Below are 24,791 nucleotides of genomic sequence, written 5' to 3'. Positions count from 1 at the left end.
GAGTTACCGTGGGACCGTTCACGGGAAGATCGGAGGCGCGGGCGTGGCACCGAAGCGGGCTCGGCGTGTGGGTGGGCTCGCCGCCCGGCTGACGGTCCTTCCGGTCCTTGCGCTGCTGGCTGGGTGCGGTGTCGACACCAGCAGCAGCGTCAGCGCACCCACGCAGCCGCCGCCGGTCGTGGTCGGTGCCTCCACCACCGTCGAGAGCGAGCTCGTCGCCCGGCTCTACGCCGGCGCGCTCGAAGCGGCCGGGCGTCGTACCGAACTCGTCCTGGGGTTGGGGGACCGAGCTGACCGGCTGGAGGCGCTCGATGCGAACCGGGTGTCACTGGTGCCGGACTACACCGGGCGGCTGCTGCATTGGTTCGAACCCGGCGCCGACGTCACCGCTGCCGAGGACGTGTTCGAGATGCTCAACAAGGCGTTGCCCGGTGACCTCGCGGTCTCCGAGTACGCGCCCGCCGACGACCGGTCGGCGCTCGTGCTTCCCCGCCCAGAGGCTGACCGGCTCGGAGCTCGCGCGATCGGCGACATCGCGCCGGATTGCGCGGGCCTGACGCTGTACACCTCCGAAGGGTTCGACGAGGACGAGTTGGCGCTGTCGCGCGTGCGATCAGCGTACGGTTGCACATTCCGAGCGGTGGTCCCGGTGGGGCCGACCGACGATGTCGTGCGGGAACTACTCGCCAGCCCATCGCCGATCGGCGGTGCCACAGCGGCCGCAGCTGGAGTGCAGGACGCCGGCCTCGTCGTTCTCGATGACTCCGAGGACGCATTCACCGCACAGAACGTCGTGCCGCTGTACCGCAGCAACGTGCTGCGCGCCGACGACGTCAACGGGTTGAGCGTGGTCCTGCAGCTCACCACCGCGGATCTGACCGAGATGGTGGTCAGTATCCGCAGTGGCGAGATCTCGTCAGCCGACGCCGCGAGCGCGTGGCTGGACGAGCACCTATGACGGGAACGCCGACCGCAGGAACGACCCAAGGTCGGCCACTGCGTCGGCGGCCTCCCGCAGCAGCGACGCCTGCAGGTGGGCGACGTGCCACAGGCGCGGATACTCCACGAAGTGCAGGCGGTTTCCGCTGGCCTCGAGCTTCGTCACCAAGTCGACGATCTGGGGATACAGAACCTCACTGGTGCCCACGTGGACTACCGTCGCCGGCAGCCCGTCCAGACGGCCGTGGAGCGGCGCGTAGCCGGGATCCGATGCGTCACCGGTACCGAGGTACGCGTCCGCCGAGGCAAACGCCCACGCGGAGTTGACGACGAGATCACGGTCGAACGGGACGACACGCGAACCGGGATCGGCCCACGGCGAGATCAAAGCCATTGCCGCAGGCGACAGTCCATACGTGTCGATCAGTCGTCGAGTGGTCGACAGTGCCAGCCCACCACCCGCAGAGTCACCCGCGACCGCGACGCGTTCGGCCGTGTAGCCGTGGTCCGTGGCGAGCTCGATGAAGGCCGTGACGGCATCCTCGAGGCCGGCCGGATACGGATGCTCCGGCGCGAGCCGATAGTCGAGTGTGTACACGACGCTGCCGGATTCGCGAGCCAGGTGGGCCGCGAGGGAGCGGTGTGTCGCCAGGGACCCGATCGTGAAAGCACCACCGTGCAGGTACAGGACGGCGTTGGACCGCTCGGTGGCGCCGACGGTGATGCGCTCAGCGGGACGACCCGCGAGCATGGTCTTGCGCACGACGGTCCCGTCGGGCAACCACTGGGTCGGCGCGGCCATGTCGAGCAGTGCGCGCTGCACCCGGAACGGCAGCCGGGCGTTGAGCGCGAGCCGGTAGAACGGCTTCAGGCTCGCTTCGACCAGTGGCAGTGGGAGCGATACCGCCCTCATCGTGTTTGCTCCTTCGTAGCCTTGGGAAACGTACGCGCTGCGATCGTAGCGACCACCCGTTGATAGCCGGGGCCGAGGATTCGCACGAACGCGTCGATGAACCTTGCGTCCGCGCCGACGAGCACCCGCGCCTTGCCCTTACGTACCCCGTTCACGATGGTCCGTGCGGCGTCCTCCGGTGTGGTCCGCGCGAGCCGCTTGTCGAAGAACTCCGCGTAAGCCACCCGATCGTCACCCTCGGGCGCGCCGGCGCTGCGCGCGATCGCGGTCTTGATACCACCCGGATGGACACACGTGACCTTGACCGGATGCTTCGCGACGAGCATCTCTTGCCGAAGCGACTCGGTGAATCCACGCACCGCGAACTTCGCTGCGTTGTAAGCGTTCTGGCCCGGGAGCGACACCAGACCGAAGACACTGGAGATGTTGACGATGTGCCCGTCGCCCGACGCGATCAAGTGCGGCAGGAAAGCCTTGGTGCCGTTCACGACACCCCAGAAGTCGACGTCGATGATGCGCTCGATATCAGCGAACTGCGAGCGTTCCACCTCGCCCTGGAAGGCAACGCCGGCGTTGTTGTAGACCTGGTGCACCTTGCCGAAGTGTGCGGCCACCGCGTCCGCGTATGCGAGGACCGCCTCGCGCTCGGCGACGTCGAGGTGGTCGGATTTGACCTCGGCGCCGAGGGCCTCGACCTGGCGCACGGTCTTCGCAAGGCCTATCGAATCCACGTCGGAGAGGGCAAGCTTCGCTCCTCGTCCGGCGAGATCGAGGGCCAGCGCTCGCCCGATGCCGGATGCGGCGCCCGTGACGACGCAGACCTTGCCCGCGACTTCACTCATTGTGCCGCCACTTTGTCGTCGTCGAGATCGGTCGGCTCGGTGTCGGCGGTTTCGACCACCTGTCGCTGCGCAACGGCGGCGGGGACGGGGAGGTCGCTCGTGGCGACGCTGCGGTATGCGTCGAGGTCGAATTTCCTGGTGATGTCCCGGAACTCGAACGTGAAGCCCGGCCACTGTGTCGGGTTGTTCCCGTGCTTGTCGAGATACCAGCTGGCACATCCGCCAGCGTTCCACACGCTGCCCGACAACTTGGCCTGCAGTTCGCGGTTGTAGGTTTGCTGCACGTCCTTGCGGACCTCGATCGTGCCGATGTCGTAGCGTTCGATCGTCGCGAGCGCGTCGACGATGTAGTTGAGTTGAGACTCGATCATGTACACCATCGAGGAGTGGCCGAGTCCGGTGTTGGGCCCGAGGAGGAAGAACATGTTGGGGAAGTTGGCGACCGCGGCCCCCTTGTAGCCCTGCATGCCGACCTCTTCGAACGTCTCGGCCAGCGAATTCCCGTCTTTGCCGAAAATGCTTGCGAACGTTGGAGAGTCGGTGACGTGGAATCCGGTCGCGACGACGATCGCGTCGATCTTGCGTTCGGTGCCGTCGCGATCGACGATCGAGTCCTTGCGGATCTCGGCGATGCCCTCGGTGACGAGGTCGACATTGGGCTGAGTCAGCGTCGGGTAGTAGTTGTTGGAGATCAGCATCCGCTTGCAGCCGATCTGGAAGTTCGGGGTGACCTTGCGGCGCAGGTCCTTGTCCTTGATCTGCATGCGCAGATGCTGCTCGGCGAGGAACTTCAGCGGCTGCATGAAGATGGGCGCCTTGGTGAGTCCGAAGACCTGTGACTCGCGCGCCCAGTAGATGCCGGTGCGGCAGAGCTTCTGGAATCCGGGTACGTACTTGAACGCGAGACGTTCGACGGTGGTGTACTCGCGGTCGAAGCGAGGCAGGACCCACGGCGCGGTGCGCTGGTACACGTCGAGTTGTGCGGCGATCTGGCCCAGCTGCGGCACGATCTGAATGGCCGATGCGCCCGTTCCGATCACCGCGATTCGCTTGCCGCTCAGATCGACGTCGTGATTCCACTGGGCGGAGTGGAAGATATCGCCCTCGAACTCCTCGATGCCCTTGATGTCGGGCAACGACGGCTCGCACAGCACGCCCACCGCCGAGATCACGATCTTCGCGACGAAGTCGCCCTTGGAGGTCTTCAGCTCCCAGCGCGCGCTCTCACCGTTCCAGCGCACCGAATGGACCTCGCAACCGAAGATGTGCTTGTCGAGCACCTTGTACTTGCGAGCAATCGACGAGATGTACTTCTGGATCTCGGGCTGCGGCGAGAACGATCGGGTCCAGTCGGGGTTGAGAGCGAACGAATACGAGTACAGATGGGAAGGTACGTCGCATGCGGCGCCGGGGTAGGTGTTGTCGCGCCACGTGCCACCCACGTCGTCGCCGCGCTCGAGCACGACGAAGTCGCGTTTGCCCTCCTGGACCAGCTTGATAGCTGCGCCGAGACCCGAGAAGCCACCGCCGATGATCAGCGTGTCGACCTGGCGCGGGGACGTGGCCTGAGCGGAAGTATCTGTGACCGGAAGACTCATGTACGGGAGCGTAGAAGCTTATTGACCGACAGTCAATAGTTGCCTGCCATTGAGTAAGGTGGACGCATGGATGGCGTAAAACGCACGCGCCTGAGCCCCGAGGAGAGGCGGGCGCAGCTGATCGGCTTGGGTGTTCGCATGCTTGCCGATCGGCCGCTCGAACAGATCTCCGTCGAGGACATCGCCGATCAGGCGGGCGTGTCCGGTGGCCTGCTGTTTCACTACTTCGCGTCCAAGCACGACTTCCACCTTGCCATCGTTCGCCACACAAGCGAGGAGATGCTCGCCGCGACGGCCCCGAACCCCGACCTCGAGCCCCTCGAAATCCTGCGCGATGCCACGGCGTCGTACGTGAACTACGTCTCGGAGAACCGCGGCACCTACCTCCCACTGCTGCGGGGGACCGCCAGCAGCGACCCCGACATGCGGGAGGTGTGTGAGGAGACCCGCACCGAGATGGTCCGACGGGTGGTCGAGCATCTCCCGTCGCTCGGTATCGAGCCCACATCCCGCACCGAGCTGCCGGTGCGCGGTTGGATCGCATTCGTCGAAGAAACCACCATCTCGTGGCTGCATCGCCCGCAGCTCTCCCGGGACGAACTGATCGACCTGCACGTGGCGGCCCTGACGTCGGTGACCGACAGTGTCGAATCCGCGAGAGCGTTGTCGGGATAGAGCGTTGTAGGGATAGAACGGCCGAGTAGTGCGGGCCGACAGCGATCTCGGTCTGCGAACACGACACCGGCCCGCCCACTCTCGTGGACGGGCCGGTGTCGTCGCTCAATCGATCGGAGACCGACTACTTCGTCGGCGCGAACGCGGTGTGCAGTGTCAGGTCGTCATCACTTCTTGGGCGCGAACGCGGCGTCGATGATCTCCTGCTGCTCGACAGCGTGGACCTTGCTCGAGCCCGACGACGGCGCCGACATCGCACGCCGCGAGACGCGCTTGATGCCCGCGAACTTCTCGGGAAGCAACTCCGGCAGCGCCAGACCGAGGAATGGCCACGCACCCTGGTTCGCAGGCTCCTCCTGGACCCAGAAGAACTCGGAGGCATTCGGGTAGCGGTCCAGCGTCTGCGCGATACGGCGCCGCGGGATCGGGTACAGCTGCTCGATCCGAACGATCGCGACGTCGTCGCGGTTCTCCTTCTGCTTCTTCGCCAGCAACTCCCAGTAGAGCTTGCCGGACGTGAGGAGCACCCGCTCGACCGGGTCGCGGTCGGCGCCGTCGGTCTCGTACGCGGGCTCCTCGAACACCGAGCGGAACTTGCCCGTCGTGAAGTCCTCGAGCTTGCTGACCGCAGCCTTGTTGCGCAGCATCGACTTCGGCGTGAACACCACCAGCGGGCGACGGATGCCGTCCAGGTGGTGCCGGCGCAGCAGATGGAAGTAGCTCGCCGGCGTCGACGGCATCGCGACCGTCATCGAGCCCTCCGCGCACAGCTGGAGGAAACGCTCGATACGACCCGAGGTGTGGTCCGGACCCTGGCCCTCGTGGCCGTGCGGCAGTAGCAGCACGACGTCGGACAGCTGGCCCCACTTGGCCTCACCGGAGCTGATGAACTCGTCGATGATGGTCTGCGCGCCGTTGACGAAGTCACCGAACTGCGCTTCCCACAGCACCAGCGCGTCGGGATTGCCGACCGAGTATCCGTACTCGAAACCCAGGCCGGCGAACTCGGTGAGCGCCGAGTCGTAGACCATGAACTTGCCGCCGGAGCCGGAGTTCGTGGCAAGGTCCGCGAGCGGGTTGTACTCGTCACCGTTCTTACGGTCGATCAGCACCGCATGGCGCTGCGTGAACGTGCCGCGGCGCGAGTCCTGGCCGGCCAAACGCACCAGGGCGCCCTGCTCAGCGAGTGAACCGAACGCGAGGAGCTCGGCGAATGCCCAGTCGATGTGGCCTTCGCGGGACATCTCCCTGCGCTTCTCGATGACCGGCTTCACACGCGGGTGGACCATGAAGCCTTCGGGGACGTTGACGAATGCGTCGCCGATGCGCTCGAGCGCCGCGGTATCGACGGCCGTGGTCAGGCGCGCCGGCGGAGTCTGGTCGAGTTCCACGGACTCAGACGGCTCGGGGTTGAACTTCTCGAGCTCGCGGACCTCGTTGAACACCCGCTCCAGCTGGCCCTGGTAGTCGCGCAAGGCGTCTTCGGCTTCCTTGAGCGAGATGTCACTGCGGCCGATCAGCGCCTCGGTGTAGCTCTTGCGGACGCTGCGCTTGGTGTCGATCAGGTCGTACATAGCCGGCTGCGTCATGGACGGGTCGTCGCCCTCGTTGTGGCCGCGACGGCGGTAGCAGATCATGTCGATCACGACGTCCTTGCCGAACTTCTCACGGAAGTCCACGGCGAGCTGCGCAACCCAGACGCAGGCCTCCGGGTCGTCGCCGTTCACGTGCAGGACCGGGGCGCCGATCATCTTGGCGATGTCGGTGCAGTACTCGGACGAGCGCGAGTGCTCCGGGGCGGTGGTGAAGCCGACCTGGTTGTTGACGACCACGTGCACGGTGCCGCCAGTGCGGTAGCCGCGTAGCAGCGCGAGGTTCAGCGTCTCGGCGACGACACCCTGGCCCGCGAACGCCGCGTCGCCGTGGAGCATCAGCGGCATGACGGTGAACCCGCTCTCGCCCTTGTCCAGGATGTCCTGTTTTGCGCGGACGAGGCCCTCGAGAACCGGGTCGACCGCTTCGAGGTGCGACGGGTTCGCCGTCAGCGACACCTTGATGTCGTTCTCGCCGAACATCTGGATGTAGGTGCCCTCGGCACCGAGGTGGTACTTCACGTCGCCGGAGCCGTGTGCTGCTGCCGGGTTCATGTTGCCTTCGAACTCGGTGAAGATCTTCGAGTACGGCTTTCCGACGATGTTCGCGAGCACGTTGAGGCGACCGCGGTGCGGCATACCGATCACGACCTCGTCGAGCTGGTGCTCGGCCGCCTGATCGATGATCGCGTCCATCATCGGGATGACCGACTCGGCGCCCTCGAGCGAGAAGCGCTTCTGGCCGACGTACTTGGTCTGCAGGAACGTCTCGAACGCCTCGGCAGCGTTGAGCTTGCTCAGAATGTACTTCTGTTCGGCGACGGTCGGCTTGACGTGCTTGGCCTCGACCCGCTCCTGCAGCCATGCCTGCTGCTCGGGCTCGAGAATGTGCGTGTACTCGACGCCGATGTGGCGGCAGTAGGCGTCCCGCAGGATCGACAGGACGTCGCGCAGCTTCATCCGGGTCTGGCCGTGGAAACCGCCGACGTTGAACTCACGGTCGAGATCCCACAGGGTCAGGCCGTGGGTCGTGACGTCGAGGTCCGGGTGGCTGCGGAACTTGTCCTTGACGAACTGCAGCGGGTCGGTGTCGGCCATGAGGTGGCCGCGGTTGCGGTACGCCGCGATGAGTTCGAGCACGCGGGTGTTCTTGTCGACCGCACCCTCCGGCACGTCCTGGCGCCAACGGACCGGCTCGTAGGGAATGTGCAGCGAGTGGAAGACTTCGTCGTAGAACTCGTCGCTGATCAGCAGGTTGTGGATCGTGCGGAGGAAGTCGCCGGACTCGGCGCCCTGGATGATCCGGTGATCGTAGGTGGAGGTCAGCGTCATCAGTTTGCCGACGCCCATCTCAGCGATGCGCTCGTCGCTGGCACCCTGGAACTCGGCGGGGTACTCCATCGCGCCGGCGCCGATGATGGCGCCCTGACCCTGCATCAGACGCGGCACCGAGTGCACGGTGCCGATGCCTCCCGGGTTGGTCAGCGAGATCGTGACACCCGAGAAGTCCTCGGCGGTGAGTTTGCCGTCGCGCGCACGTCGGACGATATCCTCGTATGCGCTGTGGAACTGGACGAAGTTCATCGACTCGCAGCCCTTGATCGCCGCGACGACCAGTGAGCGGCTACCATTGCGGCCCGGCAGGTCGATTGCCAGGCCCAGGTTGGTGTTCGCCGGTGTGACGACATTCGGCTTGCCGTCGATCTCGGCGAAGTGCCGGTTCATGTTCGGGAACGACTTGACCGCCTGTACGATCGCGTAGCCGAGAATGTGGGTGAACGAGACCTTGCCGCCGCGGGTGCGGGCGAGGTGGTTGTTGATGACGATGCGGTTGTCGAACATCAACTTTGCCGGGACAGCACGAACGCTGGTCGCGGTCGGGATCGTGAGCGAGGCCGACATGTTGCGAGCGACCGTGGCGGCGGCGCCGCGCAGCACCTGATTGGTGTCCTCGGTAGCGGGCGGGGTCACTTCCGCCTTGGGTGCTTCCGGCTTGGGGGCGGCGGCAGGAGCGGGAGCAGGCGCGGGGGCCGGAGGTGGGGTCTCCGCCTTGGTGGTTGGCGCCGGGGCTGGTGCGGTTCCTTGCGCCGGTGTAGGGGCGGCCGCAGGAGCCTGCGCTGCTGCGTGGTTCACCGTCTTGGTGGTGACTTCGCCGCCCAGAGCTTTACCGTTTCCGCCCGCATTCGCCGCGTCGGGCTTGTAATCCGTCAGAAATTCGTGCCAACTGGGGTCCACGGATGAGGGATCATCCTGGAAGCGTTGGTACATCTCGTCGACTAGCCACTGGTTCTGTCCGAACTCGGAAGTAGAGCTGCTGCTCACGGCAGGTGTTCGCCTCGTTTCTTTCTTCGGTACCCGATCAGAGCGCCTAACATGAGGCTAGCTTCCATGCGTCGAACGCGGGTGTCCGGTCCGTAGCGTGTTGGCTGTCTCACATTGTTGCGATGGAGTCGATGGGGTCACCATCGACGACGGTTCTCGCCGACGAATTATTCCCCCGTCCTTTTTCCGCCGCGTCACAGAGTCGTGAATAATGACCGTCGGCGTGTCGAAGTGTGATGTGATCGCCGGTTTCGACGATTCGGCCGTTGTCGACAACCACGACGAGATCCGCTCTCGCGGCGGTCGCCAGCCGGTGGGCGACCACGACTGAGGTTCGACGCCGCGTGACCATCCGGCTCGACTCGAGTACCAGCCGTTCCGTGGCGGGGTCGAGCGTTGCGGTCGCCTCGTCGAGCAGCAGCAGATCAGGGTCCACCATCTCCGCGCGTGCGAGCGCGATCAGTTGGCGCTGACCGGCGGACAAGCCTTGGCCGCGTTCCCCGATCGGCTGATTCATGCCGCCTGTGAGTGCCGCGATGGCCGGCAAGGCCCCGACCGCGCGGGCCGCAGCCTCGATCTCCGACCGGGTGGCGTCGGGTCGCCCGTAAGCGATGTTGCTCGCGACGGTCCCGGTGAACAGGTGAGCTTCCTGCGGGACGACTCCGAGGCGTCCCCGGTACCGGTGGAGCGGATAGCGGCGCAGGTTCTCGTCGTCGACCCTGACCGCGCCGGACGTCGGGTCATAGAAGCGGGCGAGAAGTTTGACGATCGTCGACTTGCCGGCGCCTGTCCGTCCCACCAGCGCCACCGTCGTACCAGCTGGGATGTGCAGGTCGACCTCGCTGAGGGCGTCGGATTCGGCGCCCTGGTATCGGAAGCTCACGTCGTCGAACCGGACTCGACCGTGCAGGCGGCCCTCGATCGAGACGGTGTCACCGGGCTCCGCTGTCTCGATCGAGCTGCTGGTCGCGAGCAGATCCGCGATCCGGCGCAGGCCGACGTTGGCCTGCTGGTAACCGTCGAACACCTGCGACAGCTGCTGGATAGGCCCGAAAAGCAGCCCCAGGTAGAGAACGAACGCGACGAGGGTGCCGGGGGTAGCGGCACCGTCGGCAACGCGCTGTGCACCGGCGAACACGACGGCGGCGAGCGCCAGGTCGGAGAGGAACGTGATGAACGGGAAGTACACCGAAATCGCGCGCTGCGACCGCATGCGGCTGCGGCGGTATCCCTCCGCACGCTCGGCGAACCGCCGCGCGGCGAACTCCTCGCGTCGGTACGCCTGGGCGGCGCGCAGACCCGCGATGTTCTCCTGGAAATCGGCGTTCACCAGCGAGATCCGTTCTCTGGACACGGTGTACGCCGCGCCGGAGACCTGCCGGAACACCAGCGTGGCGACGGTGAGCGGGATGAGGGCGGTCAGCGTGACGAGAGCGAGCGCCGCGTCCGTCACCAGCAACGCCACCGCGATGCCCAGCAATGTCAGCAGAGCGACGATCGAGGTCGACAGGCCGGTCTGGATGAACGACGACAACGCGTCGACGTCGGTCGTCATGCGGGTCATGATCCGGCCGGACAGTTCACGTTCGTAGTAGTCGAGGCCGAGTCGTTGCAGGTGAGCGTAGCTGCGGACCCGCAGCCCGAAGAGCACTCGCTCGCCCGCCCGTGCCGTGACGACCGTCAGGATCGCGACCACGAGCCAGCCGACAAGGGCGAGTGTCGCGCCGAACGCGGTGGCCGCCCAGAGCGGGCCGTAATCGCCGGGGACCACACCGCGGTCGATCGCGAACCGCACGATTGACGGGAACGCTATGCCGATCAGTGAGTCCAGCGCCAGGCACAACACGACACCGGCCAACAGCCAACGCACCGGGTGCAGGAGCCGGCCGAGTCGGAACTCCGATTCGTCCGCCCGCAATCGGGCGGTGTCGGTGTGCGGGTCCTCGTTTGCAGGCGGTAGAGCATCGACGGCGCGTCGCAGTTCGGGAGTCGCCGCCACGCCACCGAGAGCGCCGGCCATCGGGCCGCCACCGCCAGGACGGCCACCGCCGTGGCCACCCGGGAGCCCCCGGTCGGCGCGGGTTCCCTCGTCGCCTTTGGGGGCGACGTCGGGCCACAGCTGCGCCGCGGTCGGATCGTCCGCCGAGTCGGCGCTCGGCTTGACTTCGTCGGAGTCGGGTTGCGCCTGATACGGGTCCGGTGTCGCCAGCAGGGTCCGGAACAGCGGGCACCTCTCGTCGAGTTCGTCGACCGTCCCTATGTCGACGATCCGGCCGGCGTCGAGTACGGCAACGCGATCGGCGAGAGTGAGGGTCGAGCGGCGGTGCGCCAGGATCAGGGTCGTCCGGCGGCGGCCGCTGCGCAGCGCCGCGAAGATCGCCGCCTCGGTGCCAGCGTCCACTGCGGACGTCGCGTCGTCGAGGATCAGCACACGCGGATCCACCAACAGTGCCCGGGCTAATGCGACGCGTTGACGTTGACCACCCGACAGTGTCAGCCCGCGCTCCCCGACGACGGTGTCGTAGCCGTCGGACAGTGCAGAGATGAACTCATCGGCCTGCGCGAGCCGGGCGGCGGAGCGGATCTGCTCGGCGCTGGCGTCAGGCCGGCCGAGCGCGATGTTCGCGGCGATCGTGTCGGAGAACAGGAACGGCTCGTCGAACACCAAGCCGACCGCCTCACGGAGCTGTTCGGCTCGCAGATCGGAGACGTCGTAGCTGCGGCCGTCGCTCGTCAGCGACAGTGTTCCGGAATCGGGCGCGTAGAAGCGGGGTAGGAGTAACGACAGCGCGGTCTTGCCTGATCCGGCCGGTCCCACGATGGCCACCGACTCGCCGGGCGCGATGGTGAGGTCCAGACCGTCGAGAACAGCGCTGCCCTCGTCGAATCCGAACCTGACTTCGTGCAGATCCACCCCGAGCGGCCCGTCGGGTAGATCGGTCGGGTGTGGTGGGTCGGAGACGTCCGGCTTCGTGTCGATCACCTCGTAGACGCGTTCGACAGCGGCCCGTGAGAGCTGGGCCATGATCACGACCTGAGACATGGTGCGCGTGGCTGTGGTCATCGTGGCGATGTACGCCGCGAACGCCAGGAACGTGCCGACGGTGATGGACCCCTGTAGCGCGAGGTAGCCGCCGAGCGCGACCACGCCGACCAGGCCGAGTTGGGGGAGCGTCGCCATTGACGGCGCGAACCGCGCGTTGATTCGGGCCGCCCGCAGGCGCTCGGCGTAGAGCGTACGGCCACGATCCTCGAGTTGGTCCACCGCGCGGGACTCCTGCCCGAACCCCTTGACGACCCGGACACCCGTGACAGTCTCCTCGACGTGCTGGGCCAGGTCGGCTGCGCGCTGCTGCGCCGACCACGTCGCCGCGAACAGCGCGGGCCGCACCAGGTAGACCACGAGAGCCACCGCGGGCACCACCACCAGAGCGACGACCGTCAGCAGCGGCGACAACCAGGTCATGATCACCAGCGCCAGGGTGAACTGGAGCACCACGCCTGCCGACATCGGAACCATGGACAGCAGGCCCTGGACGAGTTGCAGGTCGGTAATCGAGCGGGACACCACCTGGCCGGTCCGGATCTGGTCCTGGCCCCGGCCGTCGAGGCGTTGCAGCGAGCCGAGCAGTCCGAGGCGCAGGTCGTGCTGGACGTCCAACGAGAGCCGTCCCGCAAGCATTCGACGCCCGTACTGGCAGCCGAAGCGGACGCAGGCGAGAACTGCGATGAGTGCGGTGATTCTTGCGATGACGCTGGTGGCGCTCGACTCGCCGGTCGTCGCTGCATCCAGCGCGAACTTTGTCAGCAGCGGGAACAGGATGTCGATGATCGCTGCGATCACCGTTACGGAGAGTGCCCCCACGACGGTGCGTCGGTGGTTCCAGCACTCCGCTCCGAGTCGTCGAATCCAGCCCTGCTGACCGTCGGCCACCGTCGTCGCATCCTGTCCAGCCATCGTGATCAACCGTAGTCCGATGGGCAGACAACGTTCGTCGCCGCAAGATCAGCTGAGGTCGCGTGTGCGGGTAGCCCACCAACCGAGCCCACACGCCAGAGTGGCCCACACTGCCAGGCCTACGAGCGACGACGCGGTCGTGGGCACTGAAGCGTCGCCGCCGCCGCCGGCACTGCCGCCGAGGTCGCCGCGGCCGATGCCGTGGAACGCCGCGACGGTGACCGAACCAGGCAGCCACCGGCCCACGGCCTCTAGGTGGACGCCGTCGAGAACGGTCGCGACAACTCCAGGCTCGAGCACCAACCAGGCCACGATCCCGACTGCGGTCGCGGTCGAAGACCTGGTCGACAACGCCAGCCCGCTGCCGATGAGTGCCCACAGCGTGGATGCCACCAGTGCGACCACGAGGATCGCCGCCAGTGTCCCGTCGAAGCGGACACCGTCGGACCCGATGAGTAGGACAGTCGAGACTCCGACGATCGCGACTACCAGGCAGCAGAGGAACCCGAAAGCGGCACCGACCAGAAGCTTGGCGGCTACCACGGCGTCCCGGCTGCGTGCGATGAGCACCGTGGTCGTCATCGTGTCGTGTCGGTACTCGGTGCCGGCGTGGAGCGCGCCGAACAGCGCCGAGCACACGACTATGAGCGGGAGAGTGACCAGCAATCCGATTCTGTCTACCAAGGACGCCAACTCATGGGAACCCGCGCTCCCGGCGACCCCGGCTACGACCGGCACGCTGATCAGGCCGGCGAGCACACCGGCGAACAGCGGTGCCAGACCCAGGGCCCACCAGAATCGCAACGTCGCGAACTTGCGGAACTCGGAGAACAGCAGGTTCGTCGTCACGGTACGACTCCGTGTGGCCCGGGGTCGGTGCACGGCCCCGACGTCATCGCGACGAGCACCCGCTCGAGATCCACTAGTTCGGTCGCGGCCCCGAACACGGTGACGTCGCAGTTCGAGGCGATCCTGCCGAGCGTCGCGGAATCCGATCCGGCGACGGAGACCCTGCCGTCAGCCCGATGCCGCACGTCCGTGATGCCGGCCGCAGCGAGCGCAGTCGCGAGTCGGACCGGATCGGAACATGCGACGACGAGTCGGGCACGATGGCGGGCGCGGAACTGTTCCATCGGACCCTGGTGGACGAGTGCACCGCGGTTGACCACCACGAGGCGATCGATCATCTGAGCCCCCTCGTGCAGCAGGTGACTCGAGATCAACGCCGTCCGGCCCGCTCCGGCGAAACCGGCGAGAAACTCACGCAACCACGCGATGCCCTCGGGATCGATTCCGCTGCAGGGCTCGTCGAGTACGAGCACCTGAGGGTCGCCGAGTAGTGCCGTCGCGAGTAGCAGGCGCCGGCGCATGCCCAGCGACAATGTGCCGGTCTTGCGGCCTGCCGCGCCGGTGAGCCCCACCAGGTGCAGTACCTGCCGGACCCGGTCGTCCGGAACCCCGATGGCAGACGCGTACACCCGCAGATGCCCGCGCGCGGTGCGATTGGGGTGCAGCCCGCGGGAGCCGAGCATTGCGCCGACAGCTCGCGCCGGTTCTGCGATCGCGCCGAACGGGAGTCCGAGCACTGTGGAGGTGCCGGTGTCCGGGCGAACGAGGCCGAGCAGCATCCGCAGCGTCGTGGTTTTCCCGGAACCCCTGGGTCCCAGCAAGCCCGTGATCGAACCGTGGGGAACGTTGAAGCTCAGGTCCGACACGGCCCGAACAGATTTGAATTGCTTCGACAGCCCGTGCGCCTCAATGGCCGCACGTGAAGTGCGGCGCGTGCCCGGGGCTCGCGTAGCAGGCATACCCGAGATCACCGATCCCCTCGAGGTCGGCCGAGTCGACCTACCTGTTCAGAAGTTGCCGCATCTGAGCGATCTCGGCCTGTTGGCTCGCGATGATGTTCTGAGCCAGTTCCTTCACCTGCTCGCTTTCGCCGTTGCGCAGAATCTCTTCCGAACTGGTGACGGCACCCTCATGGTGAACGATCATCATCTCCAGCCACATGCGATCGAACTCCATGCCATTCGCACTCTCGAGCGACCGCATCTGTTCCGGCGTCATCATGCCGTGCATACCGTTTTCCATCTCGGGCATCCCCGGCATAGTGGTCATCGGCATGTTCGTCATCGGTTGATGTTCCGGCTCGGGCACTCCCCATGCCGTCAACCAATCCTCCATCTGTTCGATCTCGGGTTCCTGGGCGTGTTCGATCTGCGTGGCGAGGGAGTTGATCTCGGGGCTGTTCGAGCGGCTCGGCACCAGCTCCGCCATCTCGATGGCCTGCTCGTGGTGCGGAATCATCATCCGGACGTAGGCGACATCTGCGTCGTTGTGGGCGCCGCTCGGTTCGTTCGTACCGGCAGCGCCAGCCGAGGTTGTGGCCTCGGCACCGGTGGTCGTGGCATTGTTCGTGGATTCGTTGTTCGAGCATCCGACGACGAGAATGAGGGCGGCCGCGGCGGCGCCGATCCCGACGAGCAGTCGTTTGGTGTTCATGATCTACGCCTTCTTCGCAAGTGGTCCTGGCAGTGGTGGGAACGAAGGGGCTGCGTGACCTGCGCGTCGCGGCGGGGCCGACTCCCGCCGTGGGCGAGCTGGTGCCCGGGCATGGGTACAACTCTACCGATCATGACGCCGGCCTCTATCGGCGCAAGAACGGGCACCGTTCTCATCGGCGCAGAAACGGCAGCACTTCCCCGAGGAACTCGCTCGGGCAGTCGAGCTGCGGACAATGACCACAACTCGGTATGACCGCGACCTGACGATCCGCCGTGACAGTGATTCGCCGAGCCGCGCGGGCGGGTGTGAGGAGATCGTTCGCGCCCCACAGCAGAAGTGCGGGCACCTCGAGGTCGTCGATCATCCTCGGTATCGGCAGGTCTGCGATCTCCCGGATCACGACACGGCCGAGAGCGAGGAGGTCGGCAACCTGGCGCTTGGTCGCGTAGTGCTTGGTGTAGCCGGACCGCACCTGTGCGTCCGCTCGGCTCGGATGCCTAAGCGCTGCAAGCGCATACACCGCACCCATCATCCATTGGACGTACCTGTCCGGCATTGGGCCTGCGAGCGCACCCGCGATCCCATCCATGCGCAACTGAGCGCCCCGGGTCCACGAGCGCGGGATGGGGGCTACTCCGGGCATGTCGGACAGGACGACGTCGGCGATGAGTTCGGGCCGAGCGGAGGCCAATGCGAGGGCGATCACCGCGCCGAGCGAATTCCCGACGACGCTGACCTGATCGGACTCATCGCCGACCAGGTCACTGAGGATCTGGACGTATCCGTCGATCACAGGTTCTCGCCAGGTTCCCGCACTGCGACCAAATCCGGGCAGGTCGACGACGAGCACCCGATAGTGCTCAGCGAGGGTAGGCAGCACCTTTTGCCAGGTTCCGCCGTGGTCCGAGTAGCCGTGCAGGAGAACCACCGTCCGCTCGCCAGACCCAGCAGTGAGGACGTGGAGACCGTCGGAACTCTCGGCTCGCACGATGTCGTCCTCTCGTCGGGAGTCCGCGTCAGGAGTGGACTTTGCGCTCCTGGCTCGGTGCCGGGCTGACTGGCAGCCGTGCGTCGGCATCAGGCGCGTCGACTCGATCACGCCAGGCCCTGGGTGCCGGTCCGAACGCCTCGCGGGCGTTGTCGATGACACCACGACCGATCGCACGGTTTCCGGCGCCGCCGATCACCGCGCCGACGCCGGCCGGAAGCAGTTTTCCGAGGATGAGCGCGCTCCGCCTGGCCGCATACTTCGTCACGAATCTACGTACCAGTGAACTGTTCATCGCCTTCATGGTCTGAGGCGGTATCCGTCCGGTGACCAGGTGTGCCCAGTTCGTCGCCGTCAGTCCGGTGGCCCGTTCGACGATCTCCATGCCGGACTCACCGAGTGCGACGGCAAGGACGAGGGTGCGACGTTGCTGATGGTCGTGTGGGGAGATTCCGTGTACCGAAGCAATCGCGAGCGTCAGCAGCGCGGACGCCTCCAGGAAGAACGCGGTCTCGGCGCCGACCGCGGCGATAGACGCGGCAGTACCCACCGTCGGGACAGCAGCGGTGGCGCCGACAGCGCTCCCACTGCTCGTCACCGCGGTCAGGAACATCTTCTCCATCCGCGCCACGATCTGTGCGGGCGTCTCATGAGGGTGGGCGCGGCGGACTCGCTCGACGTACCTTGCCACGGCCGGCGCCTGCAATCGGCTCGCATTGTCCAGCACGTTGGTGATGGTCGATTCGACTCGCCCCTGCCTGTCGGCCATCCAGTCCTCAATTCGGTCTCCCGGTACGGCATTCCGGGTGGCATGGTCACTTCAATACGACTGGTCACTTGAATACGACTATACGGAATGCAGGTTTGGCGAGGCCGAACTCCTGGCCCGGCACAGCCCCTAGGCGCCTTCACCCTCCACGGCGACCACGAGCTGCACGCGCTCTCCGTCCGTCCGGTGATGCACCTCGACGTTGGAAGCGTTCTGGCGCAGACCGACAAAGGACTGCGCAACCGAATCGGACCGCGGCATCTCGATGACCTCGACGACGTGCTCGAGCTCCGCACTCACAAGACGCCGCGGATCGTCGGCTTCGCTTTCTACCGGAGGCGGTCCGACTCCAGCCAGATCCACTTGAATGACGGAGCTTCCAGCTACATGCTGCACGCCCCGGCCACCGTAGGCGATCGCCACCGCCACTGGCCGTAAGGTCCATGAGACCGTTCCCTGGCCGTCAAGCGTGTACACGATCTGATCGCGACCGTTCATCTCCTCCAGCGCGACCTCGACCAGGGTTGGCACCTGTCTGTCTTCCGCGAATGGCTCGGATGTCGTGGATGGCTCGGGTGTCGTGGTAGGTGGCAGTGGCGATGGTAGTGGCGCACCAACCACGAGACTGCCGGACTGCCAAAGGCCCGTGCAGCACTCGGGAGGATAGGTGTGCGAAGTTGCTGCGGGACTGGAGTCCGCGTTCTGTCCGCACGCAACGAGCGCCATCGCCACGCTCAGGCCTGCCGCAATCGTCCGAAGTTTCACATGGGGAAGCTATCCAGCAGCCTTCAGTCTCGCTCGGTATTTGCCCAATGTGACAGCGGCACAACCTCTTCCGGAAGTGGAGGGTGTGGTGGAGTGCCGTTCCCGAATGGGTGGCCACCGAGCGTTTCCCGGTTGTGTGGTTCGAGCCAATGCGACAGGTCCGGCCCCTTCGGCACGATCTGCGTCGGGTTGATGTCCTTGTGAACGATGTAGTAGTGCTCCTTGATCTGGGCGAAGTCGATCGTGTCCCCGAACCCGGGGGTCTGGAACAGATCCCGGGCGTAGTTCCACAGCACCGGCATCTCCGATAGTTTGTTCCGATTGCACTTGAAGTGTCCGTGGTACACCGCATCGAACCGGGCGAGGGTGGTGAACAGGCGCACGTCGGCCTCGGTGATGGTGTCACCCACCAGAAATCGCTGAGCAGACAACCGCTCGGTGAGCCAGTCGAGACGCTCGAACAGTCGGTCGTAGGCGCTCTCGTACGACTCCTGCGAACCGGCGAAGCCGCATCGGTAGACGCCGTTGTTGACATCTCGGAACACGAGTTCGGCGACCTCGTCGATCTCGCTCCGCAAGTCCTTCGGATACAGGTCCGGCGCACCGTCGCGGTGGAACTCCTTCCACTCGGTCGACAGGTCCAGGGTGATGTTTGGAAAGTCGTTGGTGACTACCTGGCCGGTCGGAATCTCGACGATGGCTGGCACCGTGATGCCTCGTGGGTAGTCCGGGAAGCGGGCGAAGTACGCGTCCTGGAGCCGCGGGATCTTCAGGACCGGGTCGACGCCCTCGGGGTCGAGATCGAATGTCCAACTGCGCTCGTCATGCGTTGGGCCGCAGATCCCCATGGACAGAACGCTTTCCAGTCCGAGCAGTCGCCGTACGATGATTGCCCGATTGGCCCACGGGCAGGCGCGTGCGACGATCAGCCGGTATCTGCCCGGTTCGACCGGATAGCCGTCGCGTCCGTCTGCGGTGATGCGCGTCGTGATGTAGCGCATGTCCCGGGAGAACTCTTTGCCCGGGTCGACAAAGTTGGCACCGACGTCGGTGCCGGTCGAGGGCTGCGTACCGTCGTCGCTCATCGTGATCAACTCCATGTGTCTCGTTGATTCACACGGTACTGGGCGCCACCGCGATCGACACGAACGTTCCCAGTTCCTCGTAGCCGAGGTTCGTCGCCAGTCTGCGCGAGGCGATGTTGTCCCGGTGCGCGCGCCATTGCGGGATCAGGCCTGCATCCAGGGCGTCATTGGTGGCGAGTTGCGTCGCGGTAGCGCCGTACCCGCGCCGCCGGGCCGCCGGGGCAGTCAGTGTGCCCATATCGGCGATGATGCCCTGCCATTCGAGGTAGCCGGCGGATGCGAGTGGGGCGTGGTCATCGTCCACGACGGTGAACCAGTTCGCCTTCTCGGTCAGCCTGGCCTCGGCGACATCGTCGGGCGGGCACACGGCCTCGAGGGCCAGAACGTGTTCGAACTCGTGGGAGACCAGGGGTTCCTCGACCGCGACAGCGCTCCCGAAGTCGGCGGCCCACCCCAGTTCGACCGGTCCGGATCCCCGGCCCGAGTGGTCCTTCGCGAGCGCGAGCAGGCCACCGGAGCGCGCGAGTTCGTCGTCGGAGCACGACCGCGAGCGTTCGACAGCCCACGAGGGTCCGACCAGTGCGGTTGCGCCGGCGATCGTCACGAAGCGGATCCGGTCCTCCAGATCGTCGACCCTCACGTGGCGGGCACCGCGGTCGTCCAAGGCGCGGTCGGGAAGGCCGAGTTCGCGCGCCCACGCGAGCCGGATGATGTCGATCTGATGGCCGTCCACGTCGTCAACGGTAGTGCGGTGTCCGGACGGTTGTAGTAAGGATGTTCGTTCGTGGCCCTCGGCTGGCCCAATCCTTGTATTGCGTGGGCGTACCGTCGAATCTGCAGGGTGGAGGAAGAGAGACGGTCCATGGCGACTGCCACCCGGAGCAAGGTCGGGAATCTTCCGGCCCCGCTGACGACGTTCGTCGGACGGCGACGCGAGGTCTCGGCGGCCAAGCATTTGCTCACCGAGTCTCGCCTGGTGACGTTGACGGGGATCGGGGGCGTCGGGAAGACGCGGCTCGCGTTGCAGGTCGCCGGCGACGTGCAACGCGACTTCCGTGACGGCGCATGGCTGGTCGAACTCGCGGAGCTACGCGATCCGGAGTTGGTCCCGAACGCGGTTGCCGCGCGGTTCAGGCTGTACGAGCGGGCCGCGCGTTCGCCGACCGATCTGCTGTTGGATTTTCTCGGCAGCAGGGATCTGCTTGTTCTGCTCGACAACTGTGAGCACCTGGTGGGGGCGGCCTCGAAGTTGGTCGACTTCCTTCTGCGCAATTGTCCGGGTCTTCGCGTCCTCGCGACGAGCCGGGAGTCTCTCGACGTGGGTGGTGAGGCCGTCCTACGGGTGCCGCCGCTTCCGGTTCCCGACCCGCACTCGCCTCCGACCCTGCAGGCAATGCCGAGTTACGAGTCCGCGACGCTGTTCGTCGAACGCGCCGAGGCAGTCGTCCCGGGCTTCGCCGTCACGGAGGGCAACCGGGCCGCGATCGCCCGGATCTGTCATCGCCTGGAAGGCCTGCCTCTCGCGATCGAACTCGCGGCCGCTCGTGTCCGGGTGCTGTCGCCGGAGCAGATCCTGGACCGGCTCACCGACCGGTACCGCTTGCTGACCGCCGGCAGCCGGGTGGCTCCGTCACGGCTGCAGACACTGCGGATGAGTGTCGATTGGAGCTACGAGCTGTGCACTCCGGAGGAACGCCGGTTGTGGAGTTGGTTGTCGGTCTTCTCGGGCGGATTCGAGCTGGACGCAGTCGAAGGGGTGTGCGCTGACGTTGCAACCCGGGATGTCGAAGCTCTGGTGGGTTCTCTGGTCGACAAGTCGATCCTGATTCCGGAGCGGTCCGGATCGGTGGTTCGCTACCGGATGCTCGAGACGTTGCGAGACTACGGGCAGGACAAACTCGTCGAGGCGGCCGAGCGGACGGAGTGTCGTCGCCGACACCGCGACTGGTACCGCGCTCTGGTCCAGCGTGCGGAGGCGGACTGGGTCAGCCCGCGCCAGGTGGAGATCATCGCCCGGCTCACCCGGGAGACGGGAAACCTGCGCGAGGCTCTCGACTTCTGTGTGACCGGGTCCGGCGAGGCGGCGACCGGGGTGCAGATGGCGAAGGCGCTGTACTCGTTCTGGGACTGCAAGGGGATGCTCGACGAGGGCAGACGCTGGTACGGACGTGTCCTCGATGCCTCCGACGAGGTTCCCGATCCGATCCGCGTCGCCGCCCTCTGCTCTGCCAGCTCTTTCGCGGGTTTTCAGGAAGACTTCGCCGCCTCGTCCGAGCTGATCGCGCGGGCGCGGTCCCTCGCCCGGGTCCTCGGGGACCCGTATATCGATGCTCTCGTCCTGCACGCAGCCGGCCGGCAGGCCGTGTACCAAGGTCAGTGCGCGCGGGCTGTCGAGCTGTTCGAGCCTGCGCTCGGGCCGCTCCGAGCGCGCCCGGACCTTCCACAACTCATCCGGACCCTCCTGGGGCTGGGCTTGGTGGAAGGGACAAGCGGGGACGCCGAACGCGGCAGGGCCTACCACGAGGAAGTGCTGTCGATCGCGAGGGCCCGCGGGGCCAGTTCCTATCAGGCCAGGGCAATGTTCATGCTCGGACTCGGGCTGTGGCGGCGAGGTGAACACGAGCGTGGGTACCGACTGTTCTCCGAAGCACTGCCACTCACACGGGCCGTCGACGATCACTTCGCCTGCCAGGGGTGCCTCGAGGGGATGGCGTGGGCCGCCGCGGATGCACGCCAGGGCGAACGGGGCACAATCCTGTCGGGTGCAGCCGAGGCGATGCGCCGGGAGATGGGCCTGCCGCCGGTGGCGATTCCGACGATGCTCGAGTACCACGAGGATTGCCTCAGACAGTGCCGGCGACTCGTCGGGGACCGATCTTTCGATGTGGCCTTCTCGCGGGGTGCGGCCCTGGGATTCGCCGACGCCGTCGAGTTCGCACTATCGGCGGGAGACGGTACCGAGCCGATGCGGGCACATAGAGGCGCGCCCGCCGCATCGATGCGGATCGCGGAACCGATAGCAGCGCCGGCTGTGCTCACCCGCCGCGAACGTCAGGTCGCGGATCTCGTGGCACGTGGCCTGACCAACCGGGAGATCGCCGAGACGCTGGTGATCGCGCAGCGCACGGCAGAGGGTCACGTCGAGCGGGTTCTCAGCAAACTCGGGTTCGGTTCGCGCACCCAGATTGCGGCGTGGGTCGCCGAACAGCACGACGACGCAACACCCTGAACTGGGGTATCGGGCTTCGTGGGCGAACCCGTCCGCTCTCGCCTGCTCCCTCGATGGGGTTCGCGTACCGTCGAATCCGCAGGGGTGGAGGAAGAGAGACGGTCCATGGCTACGGCCGCCCAGAGAAGGGTCGGAAATCTCCCAGCTGCGCTGACGACATTCGTCGGACGAAGGCGCGAGTCCTCGGCGACGAAACGCTTGCTCACCAAGTCTCGCCTGGTGACGCTGTCGGGTATCGGGGGCGTCGGGAAGACGCGGCTCGCACTGCAGGTCGCAGGTGAGGTGCAGCGCGACTTCCGTGACGGTGCGTGGCTCGTCGAACTCGGGGCGCTACGGGATCCGGAGTTGGTCCCGAACGCGGTTGCCGAGTCGTTCGGGCTGCGCGATCTCGCCGCGCATTCGCCGACCGATCTGCTGGTGGACTTCGTCGGCAGCAGGGATCTGCTCGTCCTGCTCGACAACTGTGAGCACCTGGTCGGCGCGACCTCTGAGCTGGTCGACCTGCTCCTGCGCAACTGCCCAGGCCTTCGCGTCCTCGCGACGAGCCGGGAGCCTCTCGACGTGGGTGGTGAGGCAGTCCTTCGGGTGCCGCCGCTTCCGGTTCCCGCCCCGCACTCGCCGCCGACCCTGCAGGCTATGCCTAGCTACGAAGCCGCGACGCTCTTCGTCGAGCGTGCCCAAGCCGTTGACCCGGACTTCGCCCTAAAGGAGGACAACCGGGCTGCGATCGCCCGGATCTGTCATCGCCTGCACGGATTGCCCCTCGCGATCGAGCTCGCAGCCGCTCGTGTGCGGGTGTTGTCGCCGGAGCAGATCCTCGAGCGGCTCACCGACCGCTACCGCTTGCTGACCGCCGGCAGCCGGGTGGCTCCGTCCCGATTGCAGACACTGCGGATGAGTGTCGATTGGAGCTACGAGCTGTGCACTCCGCAGGAGCGCCGGTTGTGGAGCTGGTTGTCGGTCTTCTCGGGCGAGTTCGAGCTGGACGCAGTCGAAGGCGTGTGCGCTGACGCCGTATCGGGGGACACGCTGGGGCTGGTGGGGTCTCTGGTCGACAAGTCGATCCTGATTGCGGAGCGGTCCGGCGCGGTGGTTCGCTACCGGATGCTCGAGATGTTGCGGGACTACGGCCGGGAGAAGCTCGACGAAGCGGGAGAGTTGACGGAGTGCCGGCATCGGCACCTGCACTGGTACCGCGCTCTGGTCGAGCGTGCGGAGGCGGACTGGGTCGGCCCGCGTCAGGTGGAGATCATCGCCAGGCTCACCCGGGAGAACAGGAACCTACGTGAAGCTCTCGACTTCTGTGTGACCGGGTCCGGCGAGGCGCCGACCGGGGTGCAGATGGCGAAGGCGCTGTACTCGTTCTGGTTCTGCAAGGGGATGCTCGACGAGGGACGGCGCTGGTTTACACGCTTTCTCGATGCCTCCGACGAGATTCCCGATCCGATCCGCGTCGCCGCCCTCTGTGACGCCAGCCTGTTCGCGAGCATGCAGGAAGATTTCGCTGCCGCGTCCGAGCTGATCGCGCGGGCGCGATCCCTCGCCCGGGTCCTCGAGGACCCGTACATCGATGCTCTCGTTCTACACGCGGCCGGGCGGCGGGCGGTCTACCAGGGCGAGTGCACAGGTGCCGTCGAGTTGCTCGAGCCCGCGCTCGGGCAGTTCCGAGCTCGTCCGGACCTATCACTAGTCATATGGACCCTGGGGGCGCTGGGTCTGGTCGCCGGGATGTGCGGGGACGCCGAACGCGGGACGGACTACTTCGAGGAACTACTGTCGATTGCGCGCCGCCACGGCGCGACTACCTATCAGGCCAGGGCGATGTTCATGCTCGGACTGACGCTGTGGCGGCGAGGTGAGCGCGAGCGTGGGGCCGGGCTGTTCGCTGAGGCGCTGCCACTCACACCGGCTGTCGACGATCACTTCGCCGGCGTGGGGTGCCTCGAGGCGATGGCCTGGGTAGCCGCCGATGCCGGCCAGGGTGAACGGGGCGCCGTCCTGTCGGGTGCTGCGGAGGCGATGCGGCGCTACATGGGTGTGCCGCCGGTGGTGGTTCCGGCAATGCTCGACTACCACGAGCAGTGCCGTAGACAGTGCCGGCGACTCCTCGGTGCCCGGGCTTTCGAGGCGGCTTTCTCTCGTGGCGCGGCCCTGGAGTTCGCCGACGCCGTCGAGTTGGCACTGTCGGCGGGAGACGGCACCGAGCGGATGCGGGCCAAGAGGGGCGCGCCTGCCGCATCGATGCGGATCGCGGAACCGGTGGCTGCGCGGGCTGTGCTGACCCGCCGCGAGCGTCAGGTCGCGGATCTCGTGGCACGTGGCCTGACCAACCGGGAGATCGCCGAGACGCTGGTGATCGCGCAGCGTACGGCAGAGGGTCACGTCGAGCGGGTTCTCGCCAAACTCGGGTTCGGGTCACGCACCCAGATTGCGGCGTGGGTCGCCGAACAACGCAAAGAGTCAACATCTTCGACTGGGGCATCGAACTAGCGGACGTATTCGTCCAGGAGAACCCCGTGGCGCCGAACCCTTGAAAAACACGTAGTTCTACCGTCGTGCCGATCGGGTGCGGAAAACGAGACTATTGACAGCGGGGGAGGAAGCGAGCCGG

The 24,791-nt window shown here is 66.4% G+C and carries 17 protein-coding genes; 4 read left to right on the top strand and 13 right to left on the bottom strand.

What is annotated here, in order from left to right; all coding sequences use genetic code 11:
- Positions 1-43: 43 nt before the first annotated feature.
- Positions 44-958 carry a glycine betaine ABC transporter substrate-binding protein gene (locus tag EF834_RS01085; RefSeq protein ID WP_235870943.1) on the top strand — a complete coding sequence of 305 codons (915 nt, stop codon included), beginning with the start codon at positions 44-46 and terminating at the stop codon, positions 956-958.
- Here the strand turns inward: EF834_RS01085 and EF834_RS01080 are convergent.
- From EF834_RS01080 to EF834_RS01070, 3 genes are read right to left on the bottom strand one after another with little or no spacing between them, the layout of a single operon-like run.
- Complete coding sequence (locus EF834_RS01080; RefSeq protein ID WP_127944738.1) at positions 953-1,852, bottom strand: alpha/beta hydrolase; 900 nt, start codon at positions 1,850-1,852, stop codon at positions 953-955. The genes EF834_RS01085 and EF834_RS01080 overlap by 6 nt on opposite strands.
- Positions 1,849-2,694, bottom strand: coding sequence for an SDR family NAD(P)-dependent oxidoreductase (locus EF834_RS01075; protein ID WP_127944734.1), 846 nt, complete (start codon positions 2,692-2,694; stop codon positions 1,849-1,851). Before EF834_RS01075 ends, EF834_RS01080 begins: the two co-directional genes overlap by 4 nt.
- The gene (locus EF834_RS01070) at positions 2,691-4,292 is read right to left on the bottom strand and encodes a flavin-containing monooxygenase (protein ID WP_127944731.1); all 1,602 of its coding nucleotides are present in this window, start codon (positions 4,290-4,292) and stop codon (positions 2,691-2,693) included. Before EF834_RS01070 ends, EF834_RS01075 begins: the two co-directional genes overlap by 4 nt.
- 66 nt (positions 4,293-4,358) lie before the next feature.
- Here EF834_RS01070 and EF834_RS01065 point away from each other — a divergent pair, with 66 nt between their 5' ends.
- The gene (locus EF834_RS01065; RefSeq protein WP_127944727.1) at positions 4,359-4,967 is read left to right on the top strand and encodes a TetR/AcrR family transcriptional regulator; all 609 of its coding nucleotides are present in this window, start codon (positions 4,359-4,361) and stop codon (positions 4,965-4,967) included.
- 167 nt (positions 4,968-5,134) lie between these two features.
- Here EF834_RS01065 and EF834_RS01060 read toward each other — a convergent pair whose 3' ends face one another.
- The 10 genes from EF834_RS01060 to EF834_RS01015 all read right to left on the bottom strand — a co-directional run bounded on the left by EF834_RS01060 (position 5,135) and on the right by EF834_RS01015 (position 19,684).
- The gene (locus EF834_RS01060) at positions 5,135-8,881 is read right to left on the bottom strand and encodes a multifunctional oxoglutarate decarboxylase/oxoglutarate dehydrogenase thiamine pyrophosphate-binding subunit/dihydrolipoyllysine-residue succinyltransferase subunit (RefSeq protein WP_127944722.1); all 3,747 of its coding nucleotides are present in this window, start codon (positions 8,879-8,881) and stop codon (positions 5,135-5,137) included.
- Positions 8,882-8,990: 109 nt separating this feature from the next.
- Complete coding sequence (locus EF834_RS01055; protein WP_127944720.1) at positions 8,991-12,839, bottom strand: ABC transporter ATP-binding protein; 3,849 nt, start codon at positions 12,837-12,839, stop codon at positions 8,991-8,993.
- A 48-nt stretch (positions 12,840-12,887) separates the two neighbouring features.
- Positions 12,888-13,688: an ABC transporter permease gene (locus EF834_RS01050; protein WP_235870942.1), complete on the bottom strand. Its 801-nt coding sequence runs from the start codon at positions 13,686-13,688 to the stop codon at positions 12,888-12,890.
- Positions 13,685-14,647, bottom strand: a complete 963-nt coding sequence (locus EF834_RS01045) for an ATP-binding cassette domain-containing protein (RefSeq protein ID WP_127944716.1) — start codon at positions 14,645-14,647, stop codon at positions 13,685-13,687. The genes EF834_RS01050 and EF834_RS01045 overlap by 4 nt, the downstream gene beginning before the upstream one ends.
- Before the next feature lie 40 nt (positions 14,648-14,687).
- On the bottom strand, positions 14,688-15,341 hold the full coding sequence (locus tag EF834_RS01040) for a DUF305 domain-containing protein (protein ID WP_127944713.1): 654 nt from the start codon (positions 15,339-15,341) through the stop codon (positions 14,688-14,690).
- A 172-nt stretch (positions 15,342-15,513) separates the two neighbouring features.
- Positions 15,514-16,332, bottom strand: coding sequence for an alpha/beta fold hydrolase (locus EF834_RS01035; RefSeq protein WP_235870941.1), 819 nt, complete (start codon positions 16,330-16,332; stop codon positions 15,514-15,516).
- A 28-nt stretch (positions 16,333-16,360) separates the two neighbouring features.
- Positions 16,361-17,101, bottom strand: coding sequence for a hypothetical protein (locus EF834_RS01030; RefSeq protein ID WP_127944710.1), 741 nt, complete (start codon positions 17,099-17,101; stop codon positions 16,361-16,363).
- A 129-nt stretch (positions 17,102-17,230) separates the two neighbouring features.
- Complete coding sequence (locus EF834_RS01025) at positions 17,231-17,632, bottom strand: hypothetical protein (protein WP_127944707.1); 402 nt, start codon at positions 17,630-17,632, stop codon at positions 17,231-17,233.
- Positions 17,633-17,889: 257 nt separating this feature from the next.
- Positions 17,890-18,951, bottom strand: a complete 1,062-nt coding sequence (locus EF834_RS01020; protein ID WP_127944703.1) for a glutathione S-transferase family protein — start codon at positions 18,949-18,951, stop codon at positions 17,890-17,892.
- Positions 18,952-18,979: 28 nt separating this feature from the next.
- Positions 18,980-19,684: a GNAT family N-acetyltransferase gene (locus EF834_RS01015; RefSeq protein WP_235870940.1), complete on the bottom strand. Its 705-nt coding sequence runs from the start codon at positions 19,682-19,684 to the stop codon at positions 18,980-18,982.
- A 129-nt stretch (positions 19,685-19,813) separates the two neighbouring features.
- Between EF834_RS01015 and EF834_RS01010 the strand changes: the two genes are divergently transcribed.
- Both EF834_RS01010 and EF834_RS01005 read left to right on the top strand, forming a co-directional pair.
- Positions 19,814-22,180, top strand: coding sequence for an ATP-binding protein (locus tag EF834_RS01010; RefSeq protein ID WP_127944697.1), 2,367 nt, complete (start codon positions 19,814-19,816; stop codon positions 22,178-22,180).
- Between the two features lie 105 nt (positions 22,181-22,285).
- Positions 22,286-24,670, top strand: a complete 2,385-nt coding sequence (locus tag EF834_RS01005) for an ATP-binding protein (protein WP_127944694.1) — start codon at positions 22,286-22,288, stop codon at positions 24,668-24,670.
- Positions 24,671-24,791: the final 121 nt, after the last annotated feature.

Origin of the sequence: Rhodococcus spongiicola (genome assembly GCF_004011835.1) — a bacterium.
Classification (GTDB): Bacteria; Actinomycetota; Actinomycetes; order Mycobacteriales; family Mycobacteriaceae; genus Prescottella; species Prescottella spongiicola.
This window is presented reverse-complemented; position numbering and strand designations above follow the sequence as displayed.

What these genes read in the sequence shown, in the direction of transcription:
- EF834_RS01080 (WP_127944738.1), bottom strand. Translation starts at nt 1,852, where the DNA reads ATGAGGGCGGTATCGCTCCCACTGCCACTGGTCGAAGCGAGCCTGAAG.
- EF834_RS01075 (WP_127944734.1), bottom strand. Translation starts at nt 2,694, where the DNA reads ATGAGTGAAGTCGCGGGCAAGGTCTGCGTCGTCACGGGCGCCGCATCC.
- EF834_RS01070 (WP_127944731.1), bottom strand. Translation starts at nt 4,292, where the DNA reads ATGAGTCTTCCGGTCACAGATACTTCCGCTCAGGCCACGTCCCCGCGC.
- EF834_RS01065 (WP_127944727.1), top strand. Translation starts at nt 4,359, where the DNA reads ATGGATGGCGTAAAACGCACGCGCCTGAGCCCCGAGGAGAGGCGGGCG.
- EF834_RS01055 (WP_127944720.1), bottom strand. Translation starts at nt 12,839, where the DNA reads ATGGCTGGACAGGATGCGACGACGGTGGCCGACGGTCAGCAGGGCTGG.
- EF834_RS01045 (WP_127944716.1), bottom strand. Translation starts at nt 14,647, where the DNA reads ATGCCTGCTACGCGAGCCCCGGGCACGCGCCGCACTTCACGTGCGGCC.
- EF834_RS01040 (WP_127944713.1), bottom strand. Translation starts at nt 15,341, where the DNA reads ATGAACACCAAACGACTGCTCGTCGGGATCGGCGCCGCCGCGGCCGCC.
- EF834_RS01030 (WP_127944710.1), bottom strand. Translation starts at nt 17,101, where the DNA reads ATGGCCGACAGGCAGGGGCGAGTCGAATCGACCATCACCAACGTGCTG.
- EF834_RS01020 (WP_127944703.1), bottom strand. Translation starts at nt 18,951, where the DNA reads ATGAGCGACGACGGTACGCAGCCCTCGACCGGCACCGACGTCGGTGCC.
- EF834_RS01010 (WP_127944697.1), top strand. Translation starts at nt 19,814, where the DNA reads ATGGCGACTGCCACCCGGAGCAAGGTCGGGAATCTTCCGGCCCCGCTG.
- EF834_RS01005 (WP_127944694.1), top strand. Translation starts at nt 22,286, where the DNA reads ATGGCTACGGCCGCCCAGAGAAGGGTCGGAAATCTCCCAGCTGCGCTG.